The sequence below is a fragment of the Solitalea lacus genome, from assembly GCF_022014595.1.
GTDB classification, from domain to species: Bacteria; Bacteroidota; Bacteroidia; order Sphingobacteriales; family Sphingobacteriaceae; genus Solitalea; species Solitalea lacus.
Genome location: NZ_CP091740.1, coordinates 1,513,477 through 1,526,856, shown reverse-complemented (window position 1 = coordinate 1,526,856; position 13,380 = coordinate 1,513,477). Strand labels below are relative to the sequence as shown.

The following is a 13,380-nucleotide window of genomic DNA, read 5'->3' as shown; positions in this document are numbered from 1 at the left end:
TGATCTCATTTAACATGCTTTTACAAAGCTGTTTCTTCTGAAGGCATTTTTGTTTTTTCGGTTATTACCCCATTATTATGGAAAATGTAGATTTACATTCATTGCCGATTATAAACATCTGCTTAGGGAGTTTGATTATCAAATTGATTAGTTATGAAAAAGTTAACTTTAATCACTGCAGTAGTCTGCACCACATTCTTAATTTCATGTGTAAGCAACAAAAAATTAAAGTTTGTTAAAGCAGAAAAGGATGATCTTGCGGCCTCTTATCAGCAATTGCAGGTAAAACAACAAGACTGTGAAGGCCAATTAACTAAGGCACAAACCCAAATTGAAAATTTGAATCAACAGGTAGCTTTTCTAAAAGAAAATAATACAGCAGCTTTAAAGCAATTGCAGGATATGTCGGTAATTTCTGCTTCGCAGGCAGAGAGCATTAAAAAATCAATGGAGAACATTGGGGCCAAAGATGCTTACATTCAGGATTTACAAAAATCAATTGCTCGAAAAGACTCATTGAACATGGCCCTGGTTATGAATTTAAAAAGTGCCATTGGAGATTTAAATGACAAAGACATTAACATCAAAGTAGATAAAGGTGTTGTTTACATTGATATTTCAGATAAACTCCTATTCCAAAGTGGTAGTTATAATATTACAAACCAGGCAAGAGTGGTTTTAGGAAAAGTTGCCAAAGTATTACTCAATCAACCCAATATTGAATTTATGGTTGAGGGGCATACAGACACAAACCCAATTAAAAATAATTGCATAGAAGACAACTGGGATTTAAGCGTAAAACGAGCAACTTCTGTTGTAAGAGTATTACAAAAAGATTATGGAATACCTCCTGAACGCATGGCTGCAGCAGGCCGAGGAGAATACATTCCGATTGAAGACAACTCAACCATAAATGGAAGAGCAATTAATAGAAGAACCCGTATCGTAATCCTTCCTCAGCTTGATCAGTTCTTTAAATTATTGGAAACACCAAAAAAATAAGCTAAAACAAAGTAGAGTGTATAATAACTACTGCTGTGTTTTTTATTGTTATAACATTCAACTAAATTATTTTTAAGCTCTAATAAACATGAAATCAACTTCTTAAAATTATTTTTCACATTAAAATCTTTTACGCTACAGATTTTAAAAGTAATATTTTCATTTCTTTCAAAAAGCTTAAAACTAACAGCTGTAATTTTGCGTAAATTAAATCTAAATACAATCTCGAACCATTATGGCCTTATAGTTGCACAATCCTTTAGTGCAGGATTCAGCTATCAATACACATAAGCACTATAGAATAATAGGGAAAGTTTATTTTCTCAAACAATTATATCGCTTTGCCTGTTTTAAATTGCTAAAAGGTATAAGGAGCCATTAAATCCTACGTAAGTTAAATATGATTACAGAGAATGATATTCAACGCCGTAACAAACGGGTTGTGGATTTTTTTACACGTTCAGGTTTCTCAATTAAACTATTAGGCGATCCAAATTGCCCAGCCATTATATACAATGATCTTTTTTGTCTTTCATGTTATGTAAAAAACTTCGACTTGATATTTACAGATAAACCTAAAGCCGGAAGTGAAATTTTCAGGATCAAACTTGAATCAGAAAGCCGTATGGAACGACCAGAGTTGATGGATGTTTTAGACAGAGCTGAGCACAGACGAGTGTTTAAAGTAAAGATTTCAAATGCCGAACTTTTCCTTTCTGGATATAATTTTCTTGATAAAGGTCGCCCCGAAACACGTTACCCTGTTTTTGCTAAACACGGAGCCAAAATTTATTTCGACGAAGAATACGCTAAACAAATTTGCTATGATTATAATGAATATAATCTGGTTGTTGTTTAAGGACGACTTTCAATATTAAATACCATTTGCATCATCTCATAAAGTTGAGGATGCCGCTCCTGAAAACGTTGTGGCTGTTCAAAGAAATATTCGGCAGCCACAGCGAAAAACTCGCCTTCATTTGTTGCCCCATACGGATCAATATCCGAACCGCCGTGTTTAATTTCTTTAATTTCCTGATGCATCAGTTTTAACCATGGAATTGTGTACCGGTGGTTAAGTAAATTTTCGGGAATTCCATCGACTTCCCCATCTGATTTATCCAGCAAGTGCACAAACTCATGAATGCCCGTATTTGAATCGTCTTTATAATTCTTAAATCCTTGTCGTAATTCTCGTTGAGATAAGATCATTTGGCCGTTCATAAACCCTGTACCCACCATACCACCGATATTCCTACATCCACCTTCAAACTGAAATTGTTCGTTAAATGAATTGGGGTACAATAAGACATTGGTTAGGTTCTTATATCTCCAATTATCAAAATAAAAAACCGGAATTACCGCGCTGGAAGCTATCAACACCCTGTCAAGATCTGTAATCTGTACCCCTACCCCTTCAATTGAAACTGAGGAAAGGAACTGGACTATTTTTTGTTCAAACACAATACGCTTTTCAGGTGATAATCGTTGATAGAATACGACCTCATCTTCAAGAATTGTTTTTAAATTTACAATAGCAGGATTTATTGTTCTTTTATTCAGTCCAAGATAATTCCGAACAAGCCATATTAACACCGCAACTGCAAGAAACCCTATAATTACACCCATAACTCAGCAATAATTCCTCTATATTAAAAGATTAACGTTTTATTCAAACAAATTAGTTTGGTAAAAATGATGAATATACTTTAATCATTAAACTTTAATAAAATGAGATCATTAGGTTTAACATTGCTAACCCTTGGCGTGGCCATATTAGCATTTAGTTCATTCAGCATGATATTTAGGGAAAAAGCCATAAAGATTGGCAAAGTAGAAATGGCAGACCCAAATTATAAAGAGGTAAGCTGGATACCAATAATAGGTGGAGTGATTTTTATAGCCGGAACTGTTATTACATTGGTTTACAGAAATCAGGAAAAAGTATAAACTAATTTACCTGAATATTAAAAACAAAATATTGCCTATAAATTATTCATTTTTATAACTCTTCTGGTTTTTATTCGTTTAAACACAAAAACATTAATCTCATTAAACAAAAACCATATTACCAAACATGCTAAAAAAAGTTTTTATTACCCTCGCAATACTCATTGCAGTTTTGCTGGGCGTGGCTTTATGCGTTCCGCTATTATTTAAAGACAAAATTGTTTCTACGGTAAAAACCTCTGTTAACGAAAGTGTAAATGCCAAAATTGATTTTAAAGAAATTGACCTGACTCTTATCAGTTCATTTCCTAATTTGGGCATTGAACTTCAAGATCTTACTGTAATTGGAGTTGATAGCTTTGCAACCGATACACTCGCCAACATCAAAGAACTTCAAATTGATGTTAACCTGATGAGCGTTATTAATGGTGGAACTTATGAAATCCGTTCAATTTCATTAGACAACCCATCTATTTATGCCAAAAAACTTAAAAGTGGTAAAACCAATTGGGATATTGCCAAACCTGACACTTCAGCCCCTTCCACCTCTGAACCAACTGCTTTTAAAGCAGCATTGAAAAAGTACAGCATCAATAATGCTAAAATTATTTATGATGATGCCTCATTAGGATTTTTCATGGAGTTGGATAACTTTAATCACAGCGGTAAAGGCGATTTCACACAAGACTTATTTGTCCTCGAAACTCAATCTGACATTGAAAAGCTGACCGTTAAATATGGAGGTATTCCTTACTTAAATCAGGTGAACCTTGCTGCAACTTTACCCATTGAAATGGACATGAAGCAAATGAAATTCACCTTGAAAGAAAATGAAATAAAGTTGAATGAACTTTTGCTTTCATTTGTTGGTAGCTTAGGTATGCCTGCAAATGGAGACATGGTTTTAGACTTTAAGTTTGATGCTCAAAAATCAGATTTAAAGAACTTCCTTTCATTAATACCAGCCATTTATGCAGCTAACTTTAAAGACCTGCAAGCCTCAGGAAAATTTGGAATGAGTGGTTGGACCAGAGGTGTTTATAATGAAAAAACATTACCTGCTTTCAACATTAACTTATTGGTTGAAAACGGTAAGATTAAGTATCCTGCTTTGCCTTCGGCAATTAATAATATACAGGTAAAAACCATTATAAGCAATCCGGATGGTGTTATTGACCACACTGAAGTAAATGTCCCGGCATTTCACCTCGAATTTGGCAATGCTCCCATCGACGGACGTTTGTTAGTAAGAACCCCTGTTTCTGATCCTTTTGTTGATCTGGCCTTAAAGGGCAAACTTGACCTAAAACAGATGACCACTATCTTCCCGATGAAAGATATGAACTTAAGCGGCATTTTAAATGCTGATGTTAAAGCCTCGGGACGTAAATCGTCAATCGATAAAGGACGTTATAATGAGTTTAAAGCGGCAGGACAAATGGTTGTTTCAGCCTTTAACTATTCAGGCGCTAATGTGCCTAAGCCAGTTAATATTTCATCGGCCAGCATGACCTTTAACCCTAAAAACATTTCACTAAGTAATTTATCAGCACAGGTTGGAGCAAGTGATTTTCAGGCAAACGGAACTATCAACAATTATTTAGCTTACGTATTCAAAAAAGGGCAGCCATTACAAGGGACTTTCAATGTTTCATCAAAACTTGTTAATGTAAATGAGTTGATGGGCCCCGCAAAAGTGGAAACCAAGAACGATACATCTAAGTTGACCGTTATTGAAGTTCCGGCTAACATTGATTTTACCATGACAGCTAAAGCTGGTAGAGTACTATATGACAACATGGACATTCAAAACGCTCGCGGTGCATTGCTTATTAAAAATCAAACCATCTACTTCAAAGACATGTCGTTAAACATGCTGGATGGAAACGTGACCATGAATGGTTCGTATGCTACTACTGATCCTAAAAAACCAAAAGTTGATATTGACTTTGGTATCGATAAAATGAATATTCAAAAGGCATTTGAAACATTTAATACCGTTAAATTGCTTGCCCCAATTGCCAAGTACACCAACGGTTCATTTTCCACCAATCTTAAATTCAACACTGACCTTAATCAAAACATGATGCCGGTTTATTCTTCAATTAATGCCGAAGGATTTACTAATATCATTCAGGCAATAGTGCAAGGATTTGAGCCGATGAACAAACTATCAATGGCTCTTAATACCGATAAGTTAAAAAAACTGGAAGTTAGTAATCTACTGGCAAAATTCCGTATTGAGGAAGGACGCTTGAAAGTCTCTCCTTTTGATATTAAAAAAGGTGATTTCTCTATGAACGTACAAGGATCAAATGGTTTAGATCAATCAATGGACTACAAACTTGCCTTAAACGTACCACGCAGCATGTTAGGGTCTCAGGCCAATGCAACCGTAAACTCTTTAATCTCACAGTTTAATAGTAAAACCGGCACAAACGTCTCTGTTGGCGAGACTGTAAAAGTAAATGCTTTATTAGGTGGAAGCATTCTGAAACCAACCGTTAAACTTCAATTGGCTAATGATAATAAAGCCGCAGCGCAATCAGTTTTAGCGCAAGCTGTTGATCAAAAGAAAGCCGAAGTTGAAACCAGAGCTAAAGAAGAGGTTACTAAATTAAAAGAGCAAGCTACTGAACAGGTAAAACAAAAAGTTGATACAGTTAAAAAACAGGCCACCGAAAAGGTTAAAAGCGAATTAAAAAATAAATTGAAAGGCTTCCTTGGCGGCAGGTAAATCTCACACCACACTAAAGAAAAAGTGTCATCCTCAAACTTCAAGGATGACACTTTTATTTAACAACCTTCTCCATTTTTCAAAAAGTTTTTGCCGTTAAAAACACTCCCAAAAGAAGATAACATCACTGATTCACTGACAATTATACACCTACTTGTTATATTTTAACCTAAAATATTTACCTTTAGGGCCTTTCGTAAGAGGGAGTCTATTTAGATCTTGATTTCGACCCTTTACGTTGTTAGTTATAAACCTAAACCAAGTTATGAATTTTAAATTTAGTCGTGTTTTGCTTGGCATTGGCCTCGCAGGAAGCTTGATGGCCTTTGATACGCCCGAAAAAAATGAATTCCCCCAAAATGATAAACTGATTGTCTCTCTGTTGACCAGAATGATAAAATTTATGCATTATGATCCTCAGAAGATTAATGATGATTTTTCCAAAAAATTATTTTGGAGCTATATTGAAAAATTGGATGTTGAAAAGAAATATTTTTTGCAACAGGATATCAATTACTTGAAAAAATATGAACTTCAGCTCGATGACGAGATCAATAATGAACAGTCGCTAAGCTTTCTGAAAGCTTCAGACTCATTGTTAGATCTCAGGATTGCTCAAGTGTCAAAATTTTATCCAACAATCTTTGATAAACCCTTCACTTTTTCGGAAAATGAAACCATGCAGCTCGATTACAGTAAATTGAATTATGCTGCCAATGTTGCTGAACTTGAAAAATACTGGACCAAGTCTGCTAAGTACAGTACACTGATGAAGGTGACAGAGAACATCAATTCAGATGCTGAACCTTCGGCAGAGTTGGAAGCAGAAGCCAGGGCAAAAGTGAAAAAGCGTTATGACAAATTGTTTAATAACCTTAGCAATACCTCAAATAAAATGACACGCTTTGAGGTATATGCAAATGCTATTGCTGCCACTATGGATCCGCATTCTGCTTACATGTCGCCAATGGGCCAACGAGGTTGGAACGAAAGGTTAACAGGATCCTATTATGGAATAGGTGTAGTTTTACGCGAGCAGGATGACTATGTAAAGATTGAAAACATAATTACTGGTGGGCCAGCATGGAAGCAAGGTGATTTGAAGGCGGGTGATTTAATTTTGAAAGTGGGCGAAGCTGGTAAGGAGATGGTAGACGTGTCTGGGTATTCCATCAATGAAATAAGAAAATATACCAGAGGTGCTAAAGGAACGGCTGTGACCTTGATGGTCAAACAACTTGACAATTCAATCAAAACAGTCACCGTTGTACGGGATGAAATGAAGCAGGACAATATTTTTGCTCGCTCTTTTGTAGTGAATGGCAATCATAAAATCGGATTCATTGTGTTGCCTGAATTTTATTTGAATCCAAAAGATCCTCAAGGTCCTGGAAGCAGTGCTTATGATATGGCCAAAGAGATTCAAAAATTAAAAGAAGAAAAGGTAGAGGGCATTATAATAGACCTGCGTTCTAACGGGGGGGGCTCCATGAGTGATGTGATTAATATTGCCGGACTGTTTATTCCACAGGGTCCAATTGTACAGGTTCGCTCACGAGATGGTATAGCTAAGAATCTTGTTGATAACAATCCTGAAGTGGCTTATGACGGTCCTCTTGCTATTATGGTTAATGAACAGAGTGCATCAGCTTCTGAGATTTTAGCGGGCTGTATGCAAGACTATAAACGAGCCGTGATTATTGGCAGTCCTAACACCTTTGGTAAAGGCACCGTTCAAAGAGTATTCGATTTAAAAGGTGCACTTCCTCCTCAGAATACACAAGAAAATTCCAGTGATTTGGGGGCAGCAAAATTAACCATACAGAAGTTTTATCGGGTTAATGGAAGCTCCACTCAACAGAGAGGGGTAACTCCTGATATCATTTTAAAAGACCAGTATTTTGATTCTGCCGAGAAAAACCAACCTTGTGTAATGAATTGGGATGAGATACCCTCTACGACTTATTCTACATGGAGTAATCCGGTTAATTTAGAACTGTTGAAAGAAAAAAGTAAAAGAAGAGTAGAGGCAAACCCTGCATTCAGTATTATCGAACGTAATATTGATATGCTTAAGAAAAGGAACAAGGATAAAACAATTCCGTTAAATCTTAAATCTTATTTAGCGATGAAAAAGGCCAGTGGAGCAGAAATGGATAAGCTAAATAAATTAAAAGACCTAAATCTTTCGTTAAATATTGTAAACCCGAAAACAGACCTTTCTGCAATGCAAAATAATACAGTCTGGTCAGACACCAATAAAGGCATGTTGAAAGTGTATAAAGGTGATTATTACCTTTCAGAAACAATTAATGTGCTTTATGATATGATTGATGCGCAGAATCAAAAGCACTAAAGTCAATAATTTACATTATTTAAGCACTTACAGATTGTTATGGCTCTGTAAGTGCTTATTATTTTAAACTAACTCAAGATTGAAGGTCTAAATTTAAAGGAGGAATCAATTAAGAATACTCTTGCTGCTCTTAACCCTATGATATGTAACGTTTTCACTACCTAAACACTAACACAACCTCACAAAACACTGAAATAAAACACGTTACATAATAAGTAATTTATCTTTTAAAAATTCTTTAATTTTTCATCTTCTTTTCAGACAACTATCATTCCTTTATATCGTCATAGTATTAAAGACACTGCCCTCGGGCTTAAATAAAGAAAGGAAAGATTATGCAAACGATAAAATGTACACTGGTAGCTGCGTTAGTGATGATGGGGTTTACTGCGTGCGCAAGCACAAATAATGCGTCAGTAAATGGTTTCGAAAAGCAGCAGTATTATGATGATGATCGAGATGTCAGCTACCAAACTTTTTACGATGAACTCAGTCCTTACGGCGATTGGATTTACGATAATCAATATGGTTATGTTTGGCGTCCTAACCTCGGCCCTGATTTTATGCCCTACCGTTCCAACGGAAGATGGATTACAACTGAATTAGGCTGGACCTGGGCATCAGACTATCGTTGGGGATGGGCTCCATTCCATTACGGACGCTGGCAGTTCGATTCGTATTTAGGATGGTATTGGGTGCCTGGTTATGAGTGGGCTCCGGCTTGGGTTGTTTGGAGTTCAAATAATGATTATTACGGTTGGGCCCCAATGGCTCCTGGATGGAATGTTAACGTTTCTATAAATATTGGCAATATTCCAAGCAATTATTGGGTATTTGCTCCCCCTCGCTACCTAACCAATGTCCGAATGTATGATTATTGTGTTCCGGCTTATCATAATGTAACCATTGTACGAAATGTAACTGTAATTGATAATTACAACTATTACAATCGTACGCGTTACGTATACGGCCCGCGTGTTTATGATTACAACCGTCATCCAGGCTGTAATACTCGACCGGTTCCTATCAGAGAGTGTAATACGCCTCGTTTAGGAAGATATGATAATCATTCTGTGTATGTTTACCGCCCACGTGTAACCGAAAGAGTAAGCTCTCGTCCGCAGGTGATCAGAAGCAGGGAATATTATACCGACAGAGGAGACAATCGTCAATGGAATCGTCACGATGATAACCGTTGGGAACGTGACAGAGATAATCGCAATCACGGCGATGATGATAATCGTCAGCGTCCGCATAATTCCTATCCTGGTAATGATAATAGAAGACCCAACGAAGGTTGGAACAATGACCGTAACCGTCCTTCAAATCCTAATCAGGACAATGATAACAGAAGGCCGAATGATGGTTGGAACAATGACCGTAACCGCCCTTCAAATCCTAATCAGGACAATGATAACAGAAGGCCGAATGATGGTTGGAACAATGGCCGTAACCGTCCTTCAAATCCTAATCAGGACAATGATAACAGAAGGCCGAATGATGGTTGGAGCAATGATCGTAACCGTCCATCCAATCCTAATCAAAACTCTGATAACCGAGGTCCAAGTGAAGGCTGGAACAACGGGCGAAACCGTCCATCCAATCCTAATCAAAATAATGACAACAGAAGGCCTGACAACAACTCGAATCAAGAACGTCAACGCCCACAAAGAGATTATAACATAGTAAGGCAAGAGCAACAGGAACGAAATCAACAGCAAGTAAGTCGTCCTGAAAAACAACAGCCTCAATATCGTCAGGTGGCAGAACAACGTCAGCCGGAAAGACGTGAAAGAAATGATGCACAGGTGTCTCACTCACGTAACGAACGTGCAGGAGGTAGTGAAGGGAGAGGTGAAGGGGGAAGACCGAGAAGCTCAAGAGATTAGCGTTCAAACAATATCTGGTTTAGTTTGTAATGGCCCGGGGGCGTGTGTCCTCGGGCTTTTTTTCTTAAAAAACACGCTATGGATTAAACAATATTCTATCTTTAAGCATTTAGTCATGAATGTTCCTTTCGACTCATTTATATCGCAATTAACCGAACAACTTAAGCAACCACTGCCGGGCAAAGAAGCCCATTTGCCAATGATTGCCCCTGCCCGCTTGGCGACTTATGAGAGGGGGTATAATTTGGAGGAGGCACGGCACAGCAGCGTTTTACTCTTACTTTATCCATCGGCTGCTTCAGTCCTTATTCCATTTATACAACGCCCCGTTTACGATGGAACTCATAGTGGGCAAATAAGTTTACCCGGCGGTAAGATGGAACCCGAAGACCGTTCACCAGAAGAAACCGCATTAAGGGAAGCCAATGAAGAAATTGGGATTTATCCTGCTGATGTTAAACTCATTGGCAAACTGAGTCAGGTTTATATACCTCCTAGTAAGTTTCTAGTAAACGTGATGATAGGCTATCAACTTCAAGCTCCTCAATTAAAAAGAGACGAAAAAGAAGTAGATGAGATCATTCAGGTGAGTATTGATGATCTGTTAAAGGAAACAAATGTTACTTCTATTGCTGTAACCAATTCACAAGGATTACAATTTGATGCCCCTTGCTTTTTCCTTGAAAACAAAGTTATATGGGGAGCAACGGCAATGATGCTCAATGAATTTAAATGGATATTAAGGGAAATGATGAATAATTAAATTGTTTCTTTAAAGTTCTTACAATTGTTTCTTTTCATTCTTTTATCAACTGTATACAAAGTGTATTGCATCACCAAGTATACACCTATGACTAAAATCACAACATATCTGGGTGCCAAATACTTAACATTTGTTTAAGGTTTTGAAGTGGTTCAATTTTTGAAATTGAACTTCCACTAACCTTTCAACATCTGTTATGAAGAAGAATCTAATTTTTATGCACTCTATTGCATTACTTACAATAATTTCACTGAGCTGTAATAAAGAACTTGACTCTACACCTGAATACTTATTGGAAAAAGTCACAGTAATATCAGATAGTAATCTTTATACGTATAATTTTTCCTATGATAATAAACGTAGACTTACCATGATTAAGGGTAAGGATTCTCGAATAGAACTGTACTACGATGATCAGGATAGATTGATAAGAGATGTTTTTTACAATAAAAGTGGTCTGAAAGAATTTACACGTACATATATAGGAAATACCATTCAAACAAGAGATAGAATTTATTTCCTAAACGATAAAAAACAAGTTATCGATATTAAGTCCGCAAATAATACTTATTTAAGTAAAATTGCTTTTGAATCAAATGGAAACATTGTTTCATATCGTGAGTATTATTTAGGTAAATTAAAGAGTTCTACAGATTACTCATACGATAACAAAAACCATCCAATGCTAAATGTTTTAGGCAGGGAATATTTATTCTTTGTGATGGAGGATAGCGGCTATAATCTTGGATACATATTGGATTGTAATACATTAGTAAATAATGTAGTAGAGCAGCAGGATGATAAGGGAACTAAACAACAATGGATTACAAAATTGAATTATCGATACAATGAATCTAGTTTTCCTACCTATAGGACAGATGAATTGGAAGAAATCCACTATTCGTATATTCAAAAGTAGTTTATGGGGCTCCTGACTTGTCCCTTTTAGTGCGGCAGTTTTAGATTTTGCACCAATTTTTCGATTAACGGCGTTATTTTGGCCCTAATGCGTATTTCCTTCCCTGTAATTCCATTCACCATCCTGGCGTCCGTGATCTTTTTCAATTCGGTTACGAACTTTTTTATAGATACTTCGGTTGACAATTCAATATGTTTGGATACTACTAGCGACATGAAGCAGACCAATAAGTGAAGGTTTATAGGCTCTTCTTTGTAATGGAAAATTGGTCTGGTCTGAAGATCGCTTTTAGATATCCTAAAAGCCTGTTCAATCCTGTACAGTTCGTGATAATGCCCTATTATCGTATTGTTGTCAGCAACACTTTCTTCCAGATTAGTGTAATACCCTTTTATTCCCAACAATTTTTTCGTTTTTTGGATCAGCGTACGGTTGAGTTCTAATACTTCGCCTCTCGATTTGGTAAACTTTGTCTTCTTACCCTTTGAGGGAGTCTGGATAATCGTTTCTGCTTTCTGTATCTGCTTTTCCATTTCGTACTTATCTTTTTTGTATCGTACTGCCGAATAACTGCATATCAGATATCCATTATCGGTTTTTATCCTGATGCTATGGCCGTCTTCTCTCTTGAGAGAGCGATCGATTTGTTCGATCAAGGGACTCGAAAGATTCCCCAGTCTTGCACCTACGATATAATTGATATTACTTTCGACCAATGCCTGGACATTGACCGAACTTATCATGGCCGCATCTGCGACGATGGTAAAATTGGCAACGCCATGCTTGCGGATGAACTTCTGTACGACGGGAAGGATCGTGTGCCCCTCAAATGTGCTGCCGGAGAACACCTCATAGGATACAGGGAAGCCTTCTTTGGTCACCATCAAAGCAACCAATATCTGGGGTTGTTGTGATTTATTGTCTTTAGAGAAGCCATTCTCCCTGAGCTCGTCTTCCTCAAAAGTCTCGAAATACAAGGTGGTTACATCATAGAACAACAGCTCGAAATTGAACGCGTAGCTGCTCTTTGCGAAGGCAACAACGATCTGTTCGACATCCTGCTTCAGCTCCAGCCAATCCCTGGCTGACTTATAAAAGCTCTGCCTTCGATGACGAATGCCAAAATAGGTATCCATCAGCTCTATAGATCGCAATTTTGAAGCAGGCTCTAAGATCCGCATAATGACAAGATCCAACAATAGTGGTTTCTTGATATAGGATAGACCGACCTTGTTGACGACTTTCGAAAGTACTTCATATAAAAAGGTATAATGTACACCTAAAAACTGCGCTCTGTCCAGGAAAATCAAATTGTCAAACTTTGTTTCCTCCTTGAACGGCAAGCTCGGTGTGTAATTGTCGATGAAATCCTGCGCGACCAACATAAGAGATTCGACTTCCGCCTCTGACCTTCCTGAACCGATATGCTTGTAGACTACCCTTTTTCGCTTATAATAATAAATTACCTGAACAGCCTTTGCTCCTGAGGCAGTCGTAACAGTTCGAATTCGTAGCATAATTTAAGCTTAGTGCGACAAATTACGGTTTTCAAAACTGTAAAATACTGATATTCAAAAGTGAATTAGTTTTAGTGCGACAAGGGAGGACAAGTCAGGAATAATGTAGTAGAGCAGCAGGATGATAAGGGAACTAAACAACAATGGATTACAAAATTGAATTATCGATACAATGAATCTAGTTTTCCTACCTATAGGACAGATGAATTGGAAGAAATCCACTATTCGTATATTCAAAAGTAGTTTA

The 13,380-nt window shown here is 37.1% G+C and carries 10 protein-coding genes; 8 read left to right on the top strand and 2 right to left on the bottom strand.

Annotation, left to right across the window (positions count from 1 at the left end):
• Positions 1-153 precede the first annotated feature (153 nt).
• Both L2B55_RS06470 and L2B55_RS06465 read left to right on the top strand, forming a co-directional pair.
• Entirely contained in the window at positions 154-1,002 is an 849-nt protein-coding gene (locus L2B55_RS06470; RefSeq protein WP_237849741.1) for an OmpA family protein, read from the top strand.
• A gap of 400 nt (positions 1,003-1,402) precedes the next feature.
• Positions 1,403-1,861 (top strand): hypothetical protein, encoded by a 459-nt coding sequence (locus L2B55_RS06465; RefSeq protein ID WP_237849740.1) that lies wholly within the window; start codon positions 1,403-1,405, stop codon positions 1,859-1,861.
• On the opposite strand, the gene L2B55_RS06460 is transcribed toward L2B55_RS06465, so the two are convergent.
• On the bottom strand, positions 1,858-2,631 hold the full coding sequence (locus L2B55_RS06460; protein ID WP_237849739.1) for a M90 family metallopeptidase: 774 nt from the start codon (positions 2,629-2,631) through the stop codon (positions 1,858-1,860). The genes L2B55_RS06465 and L2B55_RS06460 overlap by 4 nt on opposite strands.
• A 102-nt stretch (positions 2,632-2,733) precedes the next feature.
• On the opposite strand from L2B55_RS06460, the gene L2B55_RS06455 reads away from it, so the two are divergent.
• The 6 genes from L2B55_RS06455 (at position 2,734) to L2B55_RS06430 (ending at position 11,616) form a co-directional block, all read left to right on the top strand.
• On the top strand, positions 2,734-2,952 hold the full coding sequence (locus L2B55_RS06455; protein ID WP_237849738.1) for a hypothetical protein: 219 nt from the start codon (positions 2,734-2,736) through the stop codon (positions 2,950-2,952).
• A 127-nt stretch (positions 2,953-3,079) separates the two neighbouring features.
• Positions 3,080-5,689, top strand: coding sequence for an AsmA-like C-terminal region-containing protein (locus L2B55_RS06450; protein WP_237849737.1), 2,610 nt, complete (start codon positions 3,080-3,082; stop codon positions 5,687-5,689).
• A 265-nt stretch (positions 5,690-5,954) separates the two neighbouring features.
• Positions 5,955-8,045, top strand: a complete 2,091-nt coding sequence (locus tag L2B55_RS06445; protein ID WP_237849736.1) for a carboxy terminal-processing peptidase — start codon at positions 5,955-5,957, stop codon at positions 8,043-8,045.
• A 335-nt stretch (positions 8,046-8,380) separates the two neighbouring features.
• Entirely contained in the window at positions 8,381-9,934 is a 1,554-nt protein-coding gene (locus L2B55_RS06440; RefSeq protein ID WP_237849735.1) for a DUF6600 domain-containing protein, read from the top strand.
• Positions 9,935-10,049: 115 nt separating this feature from the next.
• Positions 10,050-10,697, top strand: a complete 648-nt coding sequence (locus L2B55_RS06435; protein ID WP_237849734.1) for an NUDIX hydrolase — start codon at positions 10,050-10,052, stop codon at positions 10,695-10,697.
• A 370-nt stretch (positions 10,698-11,067) separates the two neighbouring features.
• Complete coding sequence (locus L2B55_RS06430) at positions 11,068-11,616, top strand: hypothetical protein (RefSeq protein ID WP_237849733.1); 549 nt, start codon at positions 11,068-11,070, stop codon at positions 11,614-11,616.
• 26 nt (positions 11,617-11,642) lie between these two features.
• Here the strand turns inward: L2B55_RS06430 and L2B55_RS06425 are convergent, their stop codons facing one another.
• On the bottom strand, positions 11,643-13,133 hold the full coding sequence (locus L2B55_RS06425; RefSeq protein ID WP_237845796.1) for an IS1634 family transposase: 1,491 nt from the start codon (positions 13,131-13,133) through the stop codon (positions 11,643-11,645).
• Positions 13,134-13,380 lie beyond the last annotated feature (247 nt).